General features: G+C 62.0%; 15 protein-coding genes and 2 tRNA genes. 3 read left to right on the top strand and 14 right to left on the bottom strand.

Annotation, left to right across the window (positions count from 1 at the left end):
* Positions 1–4: 4 nt before the first annotated feature.
* The 14 genes from nuoL to LH365_RS07450 form a co-directional block, all read right to left on the bottom strand.
* Positions 5–2,071, bottom strand: coding sequence for an NADH-quinone oxidoreductase subunit L (gene nuoL, locus LH365_RS07515; RefSeq protein WP_226743053.1), 2,067 nt, complete (start codon positions 2,069–2,071; stop codon positions 5–7).
* 8 nt (positions 2,072–2,079) lie between these two features.
* Positions 2,080–2,388 carry an NADH-quinone oxidoreductase subunit NuoK gene (gene nuoK, locus LH365_RS07510; RefSeq protein WP_226743052.1) on the bottom strand — a complete coding sequence of 103 codons (309 nt, stop codon included), beginning with the start codon at positions 2,386–2,388 and terminating at the stop codon, positions 2,080–2,082.
* Positions 2,385–2,993 carry an NADH-quinone oxidoreductase subunit J gene (locus LH365_RS07505; RefSeq protein WP_226743051.1) on the bottom strand — a complete coding sequence of 203 codons (609 nt, stop codon included), beginning with the start codon at positions 2,991–2,993 and terminating at the stop codon, positions 2,385–2,387. The genes nuoK and LH365_RS07505 overlap by 4 nt, the downstream gene beginning before the upstream one ends.
* A gap of 114 nt (positions 2,994–3,107) precedes the next feature.
* The gene (nuoI, locus tag LH365_RS07500) at positions 3,108–3,599 is read right to left on the bottom strand and encodes an NADH-quinone oxidoreductase subunit NuoI (RefSeq protein WP_013480274.1); all 492 of its coding nucleotides are present in this window, start codon (positions 3,597–3,599) and stop codon (positions 3,108–3,110) included.
* A complete protein-coding gene (nuoH, locus tag LH365_RS07495; protein ID WP_226743050.1) occupies positions 3,596–4,681 on the bottom strand; it encodes an NADH-quinone oxidoreductase subunit NuoH in 1,086 nt (361 codons plus the stop codon). The genes nuoI and nuoH overlap by 4 nt, the downstream gene beginning before the upstream one ends.
* A gap of 6 nt (positions 4,682–4,687) precedes the next feature.
* Positions 4,688–6,751, bottom strand: a complete 2,064-nt coding sequence (gene nuoG / locus LH365_RS07490) for an NADH-quinone oxidoreductase subunit NuoG (protein WP_226743049.1) — start codon at positions 6,749–6,751, stop codon at positions 4,688–4,690.
* A gap of 63 nt (positions 6,752–6,814) precedes the next feature.
* Positions 6,815–7,255, bottom strand: a complete 441-nt coding sequence (locus LH365_RS07485; protein WP_226743048.1) for a TM2 domain-containing protein — start codon at positions 7,253–7,255, stop codon at positions 6,815–6,817.
* 9 nt (positions 7,256–7,264) lie between these two features.
* Positions 7,265–8,578, bottom strand: a complete 1,314-nt coding sequence (gene nuoF, locus LH365_RS07480; RefSeq protein WP_226743047.1) for an NADH-quinone oxidoreductase subunit NuoF — start codon at positions 8,576–8,578, stop codon at positions 7,265–7,267.
* A gap of 1 nt (position 8,579) precedes the next feature.
* Positions 8,580–9,245, bottom strand: a complete 666-nt coding sequence (gene nuoE, locus LH365_RS07475; protein WP_226743046.1) for an NADH-quinone oxidoreductase subunit NuoE — start codon at positions 9,243–9,245, stop codon at positions 8,580–8,582.
* Positions 9,246–9,293: 48 nt separating this feature from the next.
* On the bottom strand, positions 9,294–9,665 hold the full coding sequence (locus LH365_RS07470; RefSeq protein WP_226743045.1) for a hypothetical protein: 372 nt from the start codon (positions 9,663–9,665) through the stop codon (positions 9,294–9,296).
* Positions 9,665–10,924 carry an NADH-quinone oxidoreductase subunit D gene (locus LH365_RS07465; protein ID WP_226743044.1) on the bottom strand — a complete coding sequence of 420 codons (1,260 nt, stop codon included), beginning with the start codon at positions 10,922–10,924 and terminating at the stop codon, positions 9,665–9,667. The genes LH365_RS07470 and LH365_RS07465 overlap by 1 nt, the downstream gene beginning before the upstream one ends.
* A gap of 10 nt (positions 10,925–10,934) precedes the next feature.
* Positions 10,935–11,549 (bottom strand): NADH-quinone oxidoreductase subunit C, encoded by a 615-nt coding sequence (locus LH365_RS07460; protein WP_226743043.1) that lies wholly within the window; start codon positions 11,547–11,549, stop codon positions 10,935–10,937.
* Between the two features lie 15 nt (positions 11,550–11,564).
* Positions 11,565–12,125, bottom strand: a complete 561-nt coding sequence (locus LH365_RS07455; RefSeq protein ID WP_107872381.1) for an NADH-quinone oxidoreductase subunit B family protein — start codon at positions 12,123–12,125, stop codon at positions 11,565–11,567.
* Positions 12,116–12,493: an NADH-quinone oxidoreductase subunit A gene (locus tag LH365_RS07450; RefSeq protein WP_107872379.1), complete on the bottom strand. Its 378-nt coding sequence runs from the start codon at positions 12,491–12,493 to the stop codon at positions 12,116–12,118. The genes LH365_RS07455 and LH365_RS07450 overlap by 10 nt, the downstream gene beginning before the upstream one ends.
* A 319-nt stretch (positions 12,494–12,812) precedes the next feature.
* On the opposite strand from LH365_RS07450, the gene LH365_RS07445 reads away from it, so the two are divergent.
* The 3 genes from LH365_RS07445 (at position 12,813) to LH365_RS07435 (ending at position 16,556) form a co-directional block, all read left to right on the top strand.
* Positions 12,813–12,889: transfer RNA gene (locus tag LH365_RS07445), tRNA-Asp, on the top strand.
* Positions 12,890–12,950: 61 nt separating this feature from the next.
* A tRNA-Asp gene (locus tag LH365_RS07440) sits at positions 12,951–13,027 on the top strand.
* 322 nt (positions 13,028–13,349) lie between these two features.
* Positions 13,350–16,556: an autotransporter outer membrane beta-barrel domain-containing protein gene (locus LH365_RS07435; protein WP_226743042.1), complete on the top strand. Its 3,207-nt coding sequence runs from the start codon at positions 13,350–13,352 to the stop codon at positions 16,554–16,556.
* The last annotated feature ends 49 nt before the right edge of the window (positions 16,557–16,605 follow it).

Here is a 16,605-nt window from a genome sequence, read left to right as displayed (position 1 = left end):
TCCCCTATCGCGCCAGACCGAAGACAACCCAGGTCAGAAGACCCGCGATGCCGAGGAACATGACGAAGGCGTAGTGATAGACATAGCCCGTCTGGGTCTTGACCAGTTTCTGCGCCGACTTCAGCGCGGTCCAGGCCGCCCCGTTCGGACCGAGGCCGTCGATGATCTTCACATCGAGGACCTTCCAGAACAGGTCGCCAAGCGCCTTGGAACCCTTGACGAAGGTGGCCTGATACAGCTCGTCGAAGAACCACTTGTTGTACAGGAAGGTGTACAGCGGGCCTTTGTTCGCGGCCATCTTCCGGGGCAGGGCCGGCTTGAGCAGGTAGAAGTACACGGCCAGAGCGGTGCCGATCAGGGTGACGACCAGCGGCGCCCACTTGACCCAGGCTTCCTTGATATGGTGCGCCTCGTGCAGGACGTGGTTGTGCGGTCCGTGCTGGATGGCGTGGCCCCAGAAGTCGTGCGCGTGATCGCCGACGAAGTACGGCGCGAAGACGAAACCCGCCGCCACTGCGCCGACCGACAGGACGATCAGCGGGATCAGCATGATGATCGGGCTCTCGTGCGGCGTATGGGCGTGGCCATGACCATGATGGTCGTCGTGCGCGTGGTCGTCGTGACCGTGCGCCACGGCGGCATGGCCGTGATCGTCGTGGCTGTGCGCGTGGTGATCGTCGTGCGCGCCTTCCCACTGTTTGATGCCGTGGAAGGTCATGAAGGCCAGACGCCAGCTATAGAAGGCCGTCAGCAGGGCCGCCAGAATACCGATGCAGAAGGCGAACAGGCCCTGCGGCGTATTCGAGGCCGCCCACGCGGTTTCGATGATGGTGTCCTTCGAGAAGAAACCGGCGAAACCGATCTGCGTATAGGGGATGCCGAGGCCGGTGATGGCGATGGTGCCGATGGTCATGCAGGCATAGGTGACCGGCAGGTACTTGGCCAGACCGCCCATGCGGCGCATGTCCTGTTCGTGGTGCATGCCGTGGATGACCGAGCCGGCCCCGAGGAACAGCAGCGCCTTGAAGAAGGCGTGGGTGAACAGATGGAACATGGCGGCTTCGTAGGCGCCGACACCGGCGGCGAAGAACATGTAGCCGAGCTGCGAACAGGTCGAGAAGGCGATGACACGCTTGATGTCGTTCTGCGTAAAGCCGATCGAGGCTGCGAAGATGGCGGTGATGGCGCCGATATAGGTGACGATGGTCTTGGCCACAGGCGCGTATTCGAACAGCGGCGACAGCAGGCAGACCATATAGACGCCGGCGGTGACCATGGTGGCCGCGTGGATCAGGGCGGACACCGGGGTCGGGCCTTCCATGGCGTCCGGCAGCCAGGTGTGCAAGAAGAACTGCGCCGACTTGCCCATCGCGCCGATGAACAGCAGGAAGGCGGCGAGGTCCAGTGCCGAGAAGCTGTGGCCCAGGAATATCCAAGTGGTGTTTTCCTTGGCGGCGATCAGCGGGAACAGTTCGTGGAACTCGATCGTCCCGAACATCCAGTAGATCGTCATGATGCCCAGCGCGAAGCCGAAGTCACCAACGCGGTTGACGACGAAGGCCTTGATGGCCGCCGAAGAGGCCGAGTCCTTGTTGAACCAGAAGCCGATCAGCAGATACGAGGCCAGACCTACGCCTTCCCAGCCGAAGAACAACTGCATGAAGTCGGCGGCGGTCACCAGCATCAGCATGGCGAAGGTGAACAGCGACAGATAGGCGAAGAAGCGCGGACGGCTGGGGTCTTCGGCCATGTAGCCCCAGCTATAGAGGTGGACCAGCGACGACACCGAGGTCACCACGATCAGCATGGTCGCCGACAGGGCGTCGATACGGATCGACCAGGCCGAGTGGAAGGTGCCGATATTGATGAAGTCGAGCAGCTTTACGGTGAAAGGCTCAAGACCGCCCCAGGTGTGCTGGGCGAAGGTGTACCACGACAGGGCGCAGGACAGAAACAGGAGGCCGGTCGTCACCGCCTGAGAGGCGATGTCGCCTATCCTGCGGCCGAACAGGCCCGCAACCGTGGCCCCCAGAAGCGGGGCCAGAACAAGGATCGTAACCAGATTTTGCATGACTTCCCTTAGCCCTTCATCATGCTGGCGTCATCGACTTCGATATCGCCGCGGTTACGGAAGAACGTCACCAGAATAGCCAGACCGACCGCCGCTTCGGCGGCCGCAACGGTGAGAACGAACATCGCCATGATCTGCCCCTGCACATCATGCAGATGCGCCGAGAAGGCGACGAAGTTGATATTGACCGCCAGAAGGATCAGTTCGATCGACATCAGGATGATGATGATGTTGCGGCGGTTCATGAAGATGCCGAACACCCCGATGGTGAACAGGAGGGCCGAAACGACCAGATAGTGTTCGAGGCCGATAGTCATTCCTGAATTCCTTCGCCGGTTTTGACCTTGACGATGGCCACGGCATCCTTGCGGCGGCGCGTCACCTGGGTGTGGATGTCCTGACGCTTGACGTAGGTGCGGTGCTGAAGCGTCAGCACGATGGCGCCGATCATGGCGACCAGAAGCACCAGACCCGCCGCCTGGAAGAGATAGACATAGTCCGTGTAGAGCACGCGGCCGATGGCTTCGATATTGCTCATCTCCGGGCCATAGACTAGGGGCGACTTGCCGGCGGTCGCACCGCGCTGAGCGACGGCGGAGGAGATCATGATCAGCTCGATCAACAGCAGGATACCGACCACCATGCCGATCGGCAGGTAGTTGGCGAACCCTTGCCGCAGCTTCGTGAAGTCGACGTCGAGCATCATGACCACGAAGAGGAAGAGCACCGCCACCGCGCCGACATAGACAACGACCAGCAGCATGGCGAGGAATTCCGCCCCCATCAGGACGAACAGGCCCGCCGCCGAGAAGAAGGCGAGGATCAGAAACAGCACCGAGTGCACCGGGTTGCGCGCGGTAATCACTAGCGCCCCCGATGCGACGGTCACTGCCGCCAGAATGTAAAAGGCTATAGCCAGCATGATCGGGACCTCCGCCCCTTCTCTACTTTGCGGGTTCGGGATCGCTCCCTAGCCCCTCAGACTGTGATCCCGCAAGGCATATCCTTACGGAATCGGTGGATATTCGTATGCGCGTTACCGGTACGGCGCATCAAGTTCGAGGGCGCGCGCGATTTCGCGCTCCCAGCGGTCGCCATTGGCGAGCAGCTTGGACTTGTCGTAGTACAGCTCTTCGCGCGTGTCGGTGGCGAACTCGAAGTTCGGGCCTTCGACGATGGCGTCGACCGGGCAGGCTTCCTGACACAGGCCGCAATAGATGCACTTCACCATGTCGATGTCGTAGCGCGTCGTGCGGCGCGAGCCGTCTTCGCGCGGCTCGGCCTCGATGGTGATGGCCTGAGCCGGGCAGATGGCTTCGCACAGCTTGCAGGCGATGCAACGTTCTTCGCCGTTGGGATAACGGCGCAGCGCGTGCTCACCACGGAAGCGCGGGCTGATCGGGCCCTTTTCGAAGGGGTAGTTGATGGTCTTCTTCGGCTTGAACATGTACTTCACGGCGAGGCCGGTGGCCCCGACGAAGTCGAGCAGAAGAGCGCCCTTGGCGGCTTGGACAAGACGGCCGATCATGCGAGATTACCTCCGAAAACCTGGTAGGCCGCGATGATGACGACGGCAATGAGAGACAGCGGCAGGAAGACCTTCCAGCCCAGACGCATTAGCTGGTCGTAGCGGTAACGCGGGACGATGGCCTTGGCGATGGCGAACATCACGAACCAGAACACCACCTTGACGATGAACCAGCCGAGGCTGACCAGGGTGTAGGCCAGCGTACCCGGCGCGATGAACGAGTCCATCGGGATCGGCGACTGCCAGCCACCGAAGAACAGGATGGTGATCATGGCGCACATCAGCACAATGTTGGCGTATTCACCGATCATGAACAGCAGGTACGGCGTCGAGGAATATTCGACCTGATAGCCGGCGACCAGTTCGGATTCGGCTTCGGGCAGGTCGAATGGCGGACGGTTGGTTTCGGCCAGGGCCGAGATATAGAACATGACCATCATGCCGAACATCACCGGCAGCTTGATAATGCCGAGGCCGAGAAGCCCGCCGCCGCCGAGGAAGTTCCAGTTCCAGATGCCGCCGGCCTGCTTGTTGACGATATCCGACAGGTTGAGCGAACCGGCCAGCAGCACGACGGTGATGATGATGAGGCCAAGCGACACTTCGTAGGACACCATCTGCGCGGCGGAACGCAGGCCGCCGAGGAAGGGGTATTTCGAGTTCGAGGCCCAGCCGCCCATGATGATGCCGTAGACACCGAGCGACGAAATGGCGAACAGGTAAAGGATGCCGACATTGATGTCCGACACCACCCAGCCCGGTGCGAACGGGATGACGGCCCACGACATGAAGGCGAGGACGAAGGTCAGGATCGGCGCGATCAGGAAGACCGGCTTGTCGGCGCCGGCGGGGATGATTACTTCCTTCAGCACGAACTTGAAGAAGTCGGCGAAGGACTGCATCAGACCGAAGGGGCCGACGACGTTCGGGCCCTTGCGCATCTGCACGCCCGCCCACACCTTGCGGTCACCCCACAGCAGGAAGGCCAGCGAGACCATCACGCCGACGATAACGGCGAGGGCCTGACCTATGGTGATGATCGTCCAGCCCCACGGACCGGCCCAGAAATTAGCGTCTGTCATGTGCTCTTACTCCGCCGCCAGGCTCACCGGACCGGACCGGACCGCCGAAATGTCGGCCATGGCCACGGACGCCCGCGCGATGGGGTTGGTCAGGTAGAAGTCCTTGATATTGCTGGCGAAGACTTCGCCGGTGATCTCGCCCTTGACGCCCAGAATCGCCACATCGAACGCCTTGGGCGCCGGGCGGGCGTCGATGCGGCCGAAGGTCGGGTGATCGTTGATCAGGGCACGGCGCAGGTCCGACAGGCTGTCGTAAGGCAGGGCCTTGCCCAGCTTCGACGACAGGGCGCGGAAGATCGCCCAGTCTTCTTTCGCCTCGCCCTTCGGGAAAACGGCGCGTTCGGAGATTTGAACACGGCCTTCCAGATTGACGTAGATGCCCGACTTTTCGGTATAGGCCGCACCCGGCAGGATGACGTCCGCCGCCGAAGCACCGGCGTCGCCGTGCGAACCGACATAGACCACGAATGACCCCTTGAGCGTCTTCGTATCGATCTCATCGGCGCCCAGCAGGAATACCAGGTCGAGCTTGCCGTTCAGGATGCCCTGCGTGTTCAGACCGCCCTCACCCGGCACGAAGCCGAGGTCGAGACCGGCGACACGCGAGGCCGCCTGATGGACGATGTTGAAGCCGTTCCAGTCCTCGCGCACCACATTGTAGGGCTTGAGGATTTCGCTGGCGATCAGGGCGAGGACGGCCGCGCCCTCTTCGCCCGACACCGCACCGGAACCGATCAGGACGGCGGGGTTCTTCGCGTCCTTCAGGATGTCGCGGAAGGCCGACTTCTTGAACTCTTTCAGAGCCTTCGCGCCGGAACCTAAGTGCGCGTAATCATAGGTCAGGTCGCAGGCTTCGCCGATCACGGCCACCTGCGCCTTGCCATTGAGCCACGACTTGCGGATGCGGGCGTTGATCAGCGGCGCTTCGAGACGCGGATTGGTGCCGATCAGCAGGATGACGTCGGCGTCTTCGATCCCGGCGATGCCGGAATTGAACAGCCAGGCTTCGCGCGGCGTATTGGCCGAGACCGGACCGAAGGCTTCGCCGTACTGACGGCAGTCGAGGTTTGTCACGCCCAGCGAGACGAACAGATCCCTGGCGGCCTTGAGGCTTTCGGCGTCCTGCAAATCGCCGGCAATGACGCCGACCTTTTCAGGCGCGGTCGCTTGCAGCTTGTCCGCGACGACTTCCAGCGCCTCGTCCCACGAGGCCGGGGTCAGGGTGCCATTCTTGCGCACGTAAGGGCGGTCGAGGCGCTGACGGCCCAGACCGTCGACGGCGTAGCGCGACTTGTCCGACAGCCACTCTTCGTTGATGTCGTCCTTGAGCCGCGGCAGGGCGCGGAGGACCGCAGCGCCGCGATGATCGATGCGGATGTGCGCGCCCAGCGCGTCATGCACGTCGATCGTCTCGGTCTTTTGCAATTCCCACGGACGATAGTTGAACGACCACGGCTTATGGGTCAGTGCGCCGACCGGGCACAGATCGTTGAGATTGCCCGACAGTTCCGAAGACACGGCCTGTTCGAGATAGGAGGTGATCTCAGCGCCTTCACCGCGCGAAATCATGCCCATCTCGGTCACGCCGGCGACTTCGGTCGAGAAGCGGACGCAGCGCGTGCACTGGATGCAGCGCGTCATGAAGGTCTTGATCGTCGGCCCGAGGTACTTTTCTTCGACCGCGCGCTTGTTTTCCTGATAGCGCGAACCGTCGCGGCCATAGCCCATGGCCTGATCCTGCAGGTCGCACTCGCCGCCCTGATCGCAGATGGGGCAGTCGAGCGGGTGGTTGATGAGCAGGAACTCCATCACCCCTTCGCGGGCCTTCTTGACCATCGGCGTGTTGGTGAAGATTTCCTGACCGTCGGCGGCCGGCAGCGCGCACGACGCCTGCGGCTTCGGCGGTCCGGGCTTCACCTCGACAAGGCACATGCGGCAGTTGCCGGCGATCGACAGGCGCTCATGGTAGCAGAAGCGGGGGATTTCCTCGCCCGCCAGTTCCGCCACCTGAAGCACGGTCATGCCGGGTTCGAACTCGACCTCGACACCATTGACTTTAGCTATCGGCATCTGCCTCAAACCTCATACGTAAAAAGTATTCCGAACCTTAGACCCACGCCCGACCCCAAGGGATCAGAACCAGCTTTTGTCGCCAGCGACATAGTCCTCGTGGAACTGCTGTTCGGACTTGAACAGGTAGATGATCAGCTCGATGAACGAGACGAGCATTACCGCCAGTCCCGGCAGGACAACGAACCAGCCGATCGTGCCGCAAAGCAGCATGATGATGCCGGCATTGGTCTTGCCGAGATAGAATTTATGGATGCCCCATATCCCGAAGAAAAAGGCCAGGATCGCGGCCACCCACTTGTTTTTGTCGGCGACGCCGGACTGGATCACATAGACGCTGACGGCGATGCCCTCAGATCCTTCGAAATCCACGCTCATGCCGGCCGCCACGGAGCGCGCCCCGTTCATCAGATCGTCGCGGGAGAAGCTGTAGCGCTGACTGTCGTCACCGCTGATCAGGCCCTGCCCTGTGGCGTCGCTGAATGAAAGTACCTTGCCCCGCATGACGATCCCCTACTCCGCTGCGATCGAATGTCCGGCGAAGTTACCCTTCGACGAACGATATAAAGCGATACGGTCTTCGATTTCGTGACGGAAGTGACGGATCAGGCCCTGAATCGGCCACGCCGCGGCATCGCCGAGCGCGCAGATGGTGTGGCCTTCGACCTGCTTGGTCACGTCGAGCAGGATGTCGATTTCCTTGGGGTCGGCGTCGCCCTTGGCCATGCGCTCCATCACGCGCCACATCCAGCCCGTGCCTTCGCGGCAGGGCGTGCACTGGCCGCAGGATTCGTGCTTGTAGAAGTAGCTGAGGCGGGCGATGGCCTTGATCAGGTCCGTCGACTTGTCCATCACGATCACCGCCGCCGTGCCGAGGCCGGAGCCCAGACCACGCAGGGTGTCGAAATCCATCGGCATGTTCTCGCACTGTTCGGCGGGGATCATCGGCACGGACGAACCGCCCGGAATGACCGCCTTGAGATTGCCCCAGCCGCCACGGATGCCGCCGCAGTGATCCTCGATCAACTGACGGAAGGGGATCGACATGGCCTCTTCGACGTTGCAGGCACGCTCGACGTGGCCGGAGATGCAGAACAGCTTGGTGCCGGCGTTGTTCGGCGCGCCGAAACCGGCGAACCAGGTCGCGCCGCGACGCAGGATGGTGCCGACCACCGCAATGGATTCCACATTATTGACCGTGGTCGGGCAGCCGTAAAGACCGGCCCCGGCCGGAAACGGCGGCTTCAGGCGCGGCTGGCCCTTCTTGCCTTCCAGCGATTCCAGCAGCGCGGTTTCTTCGCCGCAGATATAGGCCCCGCCACCGTGGTGGACAAAGACGTCGAAATCCCAGCCGTGGACGTTGTTCTTGCCGATCAGCTTCGCTTCATAGGCCTGCTTGACCGCCGCTTCCAGACGCTCGCGCTCGAAGACGTATTCGCCGCGCAGATAGATGTAGCAGGCGTGGGCCTGCATGGCGAACGACGCGATCAGGCAGCCTTCGATCAGCAGATGCGGATCGTGGCGCATGATTTCGCGGTCCTTACAGGTGCCGGGTTCGGATTCGTCGGCATTGACCACCAGGTAATGCGGACGGTCCTTGACCTCCTTGGGCATGAAGGACCACTTCAGGCCGGTCGAGAAGCCGGCGCCGCCGCGACCGCGCAGGCCCGAATTCTTGACATTGGTGATGATCCAGTCGCGCCCGTAGGACAGGATGTCCTTCGTCGCGTTCCAGCAGCCGCGTTGCTTCGCGCCCTCAAGGCCCCAGTCATGGAAGCCGTAGAGGTTGGTGAAGATGCGGTCCTTGTCTTCGAGAATGCCCACCATGTTACGCCTTGACCTCCGGTTCCGGAGCGTTGGGAATTTTGACCGGCCTCGCCGCCGAGCCGTCGAACAAAGACGGGTCCTTCAGCGTGGTCGCGCCGCCCAGCGGTTCGGACGTGAAGCGGCCGTTGTACGGGCCGGTCTTCGGCGTCTTGCCCGCCGCGAAGTCGTCGATGATCTGGGCCAGATTGTCCGGCGTCAGGTCTTCGTAGAAATAGTCGTTGATCTGCGCCATCGGGGCGTTGGTGCAGGCGCCGAGGCACTCGACTTCCTGCCAGTAGAACTTGCCGTCGGCCGACAGCTTGTCCTTCGGGCCGATCTTGTCCTTGCACACCTTCATCAGGGCTTCGGAGCCGCGCAACTGGCACGGCGTGGTGCCGCAGACCTGAATCAGCGCCGCCGAACCGACCGGCTCAAGCATGAACATGGTGTAGAAGGTCGCCACTTCGTAGACGCGGATGCGCGCCATGTCGAGCATCTGGGCGACGGCGGCGATGGCGGGCTCCGACACCCAGCCTTCCTGCTTCTGGATCAGCCACAGGATGGGGATGACCGCCGACTGACGACGGTTTTCGGGGTATTTGGCGATCCACCAGTTAGCCTTTTCAAGCGTTTCGGGCTTGAACGCAAAGCTATCCGGCTGAACGGCGGCGAGACGGCGAACGGACATCTCAGGCCTCTCTCATCTGGGATACAAATTTCGTTTTCATGGAAAGGCTCATGGTTGCTTCAGAGCCTCCCAGCGGTCGTTGCGCGCCTTCATCATGCGCCCGTAGGCCGCCTTGACCACAGGAATGCGCTTGGCGGCCAGCATGGAGACGACGGCAAGGGCGATAGAGGCGAAGACCATCGGCGATTCCGCATATTGCGGATTAGCGTCGATATAGAGTTTCACGCCGAAGATGATGACCAGCAGCGGCGCGTACGACACCGCCGTCTCGATCATCAGATCCTGCAGATAGCCCTTCGCGCCCCCGGGGTGATACCCCCAGGCGGCCTTGGCCAGCCAGAAGCGCAGCCCTACGGCCACCGCCAGAAAGACGAAGACCAGAAGGAAGGATTGCCAGGTCTGGAGTTGAAAGCTTTCCATCAGCGGTCCACTTCCCCGAACACGATGTCCAGCGACCCGAGGATCGCCGACACGTCGGCCAGCAGGTGACCGCGATTCATCCAGTCCATCGCCTGAAGGTGCGCGAAGCCCGGCGCGCGGATCTTGCAGCGGTAGGGCTTGTTGGAACCGTCCGACACCAGATAGACGCCGAATTCCCCCTTGGGGGCTTCGACGGCGGCATAGACCTCGCCCGGCGGGGTCTTGAAGCCTTCGGTATAGAGCTTGAAGTGATGGATCAGGGCTTCCATCGAATTTTTCATCTCGGCACGGCGCGGCGGCGTGACCTTATGGTCTTCGGCCAGCACTTCACCACCCGTTACACGAAGCTTTTCAACGCACTGCTCCATGATCTTCACGGCCTGACGCATCTCTTCGACGCGGCAGAGGTAACGATCCCAGCAGTCGCCGTTCTTGCCGATGACGATGTCGAAGTCGAGTTCGTCATAGCATTCGTAGGGCTGCGACTTGCGCAGGTCCCACTCGATGCCCGAACCGCGGATCATCACGCCGGTAAAGCCCCAGTCATAGGCCTCCTGCTTGCTGACCACGCCGATGTCGACATTGCGCTGCTTGAAGATGCGGTTTTCGGTCACCAGCGACTCGATGTCGGCCAAGGCGCGCGGGAATGCCTTGCACCACTTTTCGATGTCGTCGATCAGTTCCGGCGTCAGGTCCTGATGGACGCCGCCCGGACGGAAGTAGTTGGCGTGCAGACGCGCCCCGCAGGCGCGCTCATAGAACACCATCAGCTTCTCGCGCTCTTCGAAGCCCCACAGCGGCGGCGTCAGCGCGCCGACGTCCATGGCCTGAGTCGTGATATTCAGCAGGTGCGACAGGATGCGGCCGATTTCCGAGAACAGGACGCGGATCAGTTGCGCGCGCTTGGGCACTTCGAGGCCCAGCAGGCGCTCAATGGCCAGACAGAAGGCGTGCTCCTGATTCATCGGCGCCACGTAGTCGAGGCGGTCGAAATAGGGCGTGTTCTGCAGATAGGTGCGGTATTCCATCAGCTTTTCGGTGCCGCGGTGCAGCAGGCCGATATGCGGATCGACGCGTTCGACGATTTCACCGTCGAGGTCGAGCACCAGACGCAGCACGCCGTGCGCCGCCGGGTGCTGCGGCCCGAAGTTGATGGTGAACTTGCGATCGTCGAAACTGGCGCGCGCCTCGACTTCCTCGAAGGCACCCGTCCTGGGGTCGACGAAGGAAGAAAGCGGGGTTTTGATGTCTTCAGCCATGATACGCCCCTTACGCCTTGTTCGGATTGGCGGCCTTCTCATCGCCCGGAAGGACGTAAGAGGCCCCTTCCCACGGCGACATGAAGTCGAAACGACGGAATTCTTGAACCAGCTTGACCGGTTCGTAGACGACGCGCTTCTGGGCTTCGTCGTAGCGCACCTCGACATGGCCCGTCATCGGGAAGTCCTTGCGCAGCGGATGGCCGGAGAAGCCGTAGTCGGTGAGGATGCGGCGCAGGTCCGGCTGACCCGAGAACAACATGCCGTACATGTCGAAGGCCTCGCGCTCGTACCAGTCGGCGTTCGGATAGACGTCGCGCACGGTCGGCACCGGCACCGCCTCGTCGGTCATGACCTTGACGCGCAGACGCACGTTCCGGGTCAGCGACAGCAGGTGATAGACGACGTCGAAGCGGCGCTCGCGCTTCGGATAGTCCGCGCCGCACAGGTCGATCAACTGATGGAAGCGATAGGGCTCGGCGCGCAGTTTGGTCAGAACCTCGACGATGCGCTCGCGCTCGACCACCAGGGTCAGTTCGCCGAAGGCATGGATCGTATCGATCAGCGCTTCCTTGAAGTCGGCGCGGGCCTGTTCGGCGATCTTGAGGAATTTTTCTTCAGACATTGCGTGAAATCCCTCTTAGCGGCGGATCGTGCCGTTGCGGCGGATCTTCTTCTGAAGCTGAAGAAGACCGTAGAGCAGCGCTTCCGCCGACGGCGGGCAACCCGGCACGTAGACATCGACCGGCACGATGCGGTCGCAGCCGCGCACGACGCTGTAGGAATAGTGATAATAGCCGCCGCCATTGGCGCACGACCCCATCGACAGGACATAGCGCGGATCGGGCATCTGGTCGTAGACCTTGCGCAGAGCCGGCGCCATCTTGTTGGTGAGCGTGCCGGCGACGATCATCAGGTCCGACTGACGCGGAGAGGCGCGCGGGGCCATGCCGAAGCGCTCCATGTCGTAACGCGGCATCGAAGCCTGCATCATTTCTACGGCGCAGCAGGCCAGACCGAAGGTCATCCACATCAGCGAGCCGGTGCGCGCCCAGGTGATGACGTCGTCGGCCGACGCGACGAGGAAACCCTTTTCGTTCAGTTCCGAAGACACCGCCTCGAAGAACTTGTCGTGGACCTTGGGGTCGTAACCTTCAACGGTGCTGCGGCCGGCGTGACCGGCAGGAATGATTACTCCCATTCCAGGGCTCCTTTGTTCCACTCATAGATAAAGCCGACCGTCAGGACGCCCAGAAAGACCATCATCGACCAGAAGGCGAACTGCATGCCTGCCTGCGGCAGGTCGAACATCGACACCGCCCACGGGAAGAGGAAGGCCACTTCGAGGTCGAAGATAATGAAGAGGATCGAGACGAGATAGAATCGCACGTCGAACTTCTGACGGGCGCTGTCGAAGGCGTTGAAGCCGCACTCGTAGGCCGAAAGCTTTTCCGTGTCGGGGGCCTTGGGCGCCAGAACCAGCGCCGCGATGACGAACCCAAGCGCGAGGACGAGGGCGATGCCGAAGAAGATGACGATCGGCAGATACTTAATAAGGAGGGCTTCCATTGTACGATCCCACTTTTGGCTCTGTCCCCGCCATGGTGCACCGCAAAAGGTTTGGGGGACAGACTCAAATGAGCCTATTAGACCACCTCGCGCCCCGCTTCAAACACTCAAAAGCCTAAAATCGGGGGAAACAGCAAAAATGTATCCGTTTTTGCTGCATTTGCAAATCGTTCGCATATGAGACGCGGCCGTCCACAGGCAAATGGCTTTTTGACAGTTTTCCTCAATATGTCGCTTGACACCGCCGCCCGCCCCGAACTATCTAGCGCACCTCTTCGACGGGCCGCAAGGCTTTGCCGAAGAGGACGACAATATGGATGCGGGTGTAGCTCAGTTGGTTAGAGTGTCGGCCTGTCACGCCGAAGGTCGCGGGTTCGAGCCCCGTCACTCGCGCCACCCCCTTATACTATAAGGCCGGTGGCTTTCGCATCCAGATTTGTCGTTACCCGAATGGAATGCGGGTGTAGCTCAGTTGGTTAGAGTGTCGGCCTGTCACGCCGAAGGTCGCGGGTTCGAGCCCCGTCACTCGCGCCACCTCGATGATACGCTCTCCTGGTGGCCCCGCATCTCCTTCTCTTCTCTCCTTTGAATTTCGATTGCGCGCAAAAATTTGCATTAGGCAAATCCGTGCGTTCGCGTATATGTCTGTGACGAAACAGGGTTGACGCGAACGACACATACGGGCCTGTACATGTCTTCAATGACATAGAATAGCCCATATTCGTCCCGAAAAGTCGCCGCTGATATAAAGCGGGAACATCCCGTCAGTACATTGTATTTGGGGGCAGGCGCGCCATTGCATGACGCGACGCGTTGTTCTGTCTGACAGTTAAAATCGACGAGCGAAAGCGAAACTATGCGCAAATCTCATCTGTTCAACGCCACAGCCCTGGGTCTGGTCATGGCGGTCGCCGCGGGTGCGGCGCAGGCCGAAACCGTTATCAATACAGCGACGACGGCGGCGGTAAAGACCTCCACGGCGACATCGACCGGCACGGCGGACGACATCAAGCTGGACACAAACGGCGTCATCACGCTGAAGACCGCCGGCGCCCGCGCCATCACCGTCGATTCCAATAACAAGGTGAATGTCGTCGGTTCGATCGACATGTCGTCCTCGGGCGACGACGCCACCGGCATCTATGTCGACGGCGGGCGCACCAGCGGCCTGACCGTTTCGGGCAAGATCACCGTCACCGACGACTACACCCCTACCGACACCGATTCGCCTGCGGACGGCATCACCGACGGCGTCTTCGCCAAGGGCGAGCGCCGCTACGGCATCCGTTCGGTCGGTACGACGCCCTTCATCGGCGACGTCAGCCTGACCTCCAGCAGCGCCATTCAGGTCGAAGGCAACAACTCCTACGGCGTGCGTTTCGAAAACGCCCTGACCGGCAATTTCAATTCGGACAGCACCCTCACCGTGCTGGGCGACAATGCCCGCGGCTATTCCTTCGAAAACGGCGTAACCGGCAATGTCGTCATCGGCGGCTCGACCACGGCGCAGGGCCTCAACGCCACCGCCGTTAACCTGAACAGCAACCTGACCGGCGCGCTGATCCTCGACGGCACCATTGCCGGCACCGGCTACCGTCTGACCTCGGTTCCCGACAAGGCGACGCTGGACAAGCTGCAGGCCGAGGACAAGCTTCAGAGCGGACCGCTGGTCAATATTTCCGGCAATGTCACCAAGGGCATCCTGCTGCAGTCGACCATCGCCGACACCGACGCCAGCAAGGCGGAAGCCGAGCGTAACAATGACGAGGACGGCAACGGCGTTGTCGACACCGCCGACGGCGCGTCCAGCCTGTCGCAATTCGGCGGCGCAGCGGCGCTGAAGGTCGGGTCGGCGACGCAAGACATTACCATCAACGCCATCAATATCGCCACCACGGCGACCGACCTCTACAAGAGCCAGAATTTCGGTCTGGTCGTGCGCGGCTCCATCGCTTCGTCCGGCGTGTTTGAAGGCGTTATTGCCAAGGCCATCGAAACCGGCGGCATGGGCCGCACGGTGACCTTCGAAAACGGCATACTGATCACCGGCAATGTTGCGGCGACCGCCTATCTGGCCGAAGTCCGGACGTTGAACCTGTTGTCGGGCACGGTGGCGAACAAACTCAACCTGTCGGGTCAGGTGCGCGCCGCCAACGCCTCCAACAAGGACGAGACCGCCTACGCCGTCTATATCGGCGCAGGCGCTCAGGTGCCGGAAATCAATGTCGCCGGTGTTGTGAGCGCGGCCTCTACCGGCTCCAAATCGAAGCCCGTCGCCATTTTCGACGGCTCCAACACCCTGGTCCGTCTGAACAATACCGGCAATATCAGCGCCTCCCTCACCCAGACCGACGAAAACGGCGACGGCGTGTTGGACACCAGCGCAAACCGCGCGGTGGCCATCGACCTCAGCGGCAATACGGCGGGCGTCACCCTGACCCAGACCGACCTGAAGCCGGACGACGATACGATCGCCGCCCCCTTCATCTCCGGCGACATCAAGCTCGGTTCGGGCAATGACGCGGTCAGGATCGACGGCGGCTTCGTGCTGGGCAATATAGACTTCGGCGCCGGCGCCAACAGCCTGAGCATCACCACCAAGGGCATCGTAGCCGGCAAGATGACCGGCACGGGCACGGTGGCCATCGACATCGTCAACGGCGCGCTCAACCTCGACACCGGTTCCAAGCTCAACGCCACGACTCTCAACGTGCGCAAGGACGGCACGCTGCGCTTCATCCCCGACGTCACGACGCCGACCAATGCCGCCATCGTCGCTTCGGGCGCGGCCGTGTTCGAAACCGGCGCCAAGGTGCAGATCGGCATGTCGACCATCGTCAAGCCGGCCACGCGCTACACCCTGCTGACCGCCTCCAGCATCACGCTGGGCACGCTCGACACGGCCAGCCTCGACGCCAACATCCCGTATCTCTATAAGGCCGCCCTGTCGACCAACGCGACCAACACCGCCCTCTATGCCGACGTGCGTCTGCGCAATCAGAGCGAAACCTCGCTCTCGTCCAACGAGTTCGCGGCCTTCGACGCCGTGCTGACTGCAGCCCAGGGCTCGACCGGGGCCACCAGCGCCCTGCTCTCGCCCCTCACGGCAGAGACCTTCGAAAAGGCCTACCTGTCCTTCCTGCCCGACTATTCGGGCGAGACCCTGCTGACCCTGTCGAAGAGCAATGACGGCCTGTCGCGCACCCTGGCCAGCCAGTCGATCATTCCGGAGGCCGGCGTCAACCAGTACTGGGCGCAGGAATACGGCTTCCAGATCAACCGCGACCGCGGCGAAGTCACCGGCTTCGAATCGACCGGCTTCGCCTTTGCCGGCGGCGTCGAGCGCGGCCTGACCTCGACCCAGGCGGCGGGTCTGTACCTCGCCTACACCGCGACCAACCCGACCGGCACGCTGGGCGCGCCGGACGAAGACCTCAGCTCGACCGACATCTCGCTCGGCGTCTACTGGCGTCTGGACACCGGTTCGGGCCTGAAGAGCTGGGTGCGTGGCGGCGTCGGCTACGCCAACTTCGAATCGAAGCGCCAGATTCTCGAACCCTCCTACATCGCCAGCGCCGAATCCGAATGGAAGGGCGTCAGCTATTCGGGCAGCGTCGGGGCCTCTTACTCTTATGACGCGGGCTGGTTCAGCCTGACCCCGATGATCAGCGCCGACTATTTCGGCCTGAAGGAAGACGCCCACAGCGAAACCGGCGGCGGCGCGGCCTTCGACCTGTCGGTCGACGAACGCACCAGCCATATCTTCAGCGGCACCGCCCTGCTGAACATCGGCCGCGCCAGCAAGACCGCCCTCTTCCGTCCGGAAATCTGGGTCGGTTACCGCAACAACTTCTCGGCCGAGATCGCCGACACGGTGGCCCGCTTCGGCACCGCCACGCCGTTCACGCTCAAGGGCGGCGACATCACCGGTGGCGCGCCGATCGCCGGCGTCCGCGTCGCGGCCTCGAACGAATACAGCTACTTCGGCATCGAAGCCGAATACGAGAAGTACGACGCCTACGACAATGTGTCGCTGTCGCTGCGCGCGCGCTTCCAGTTCTGACAGGAACGATCATCTCAAGACAAGCCGCCGGTTTCTTCCGGCGGCTTTT

The organism is Asticcacaulis sp. AND118 (assembly GCF_020535245.1).
Taxonomy (GTDB): Bacteria; Pseudomonadota; Alphaproteobacteria; order Caulobacterales; family Caulobacteraceae; genus Asticcacaulis.
This window is presented reverse-complemented; position numbering and strand designations above follow the sequence as displayed.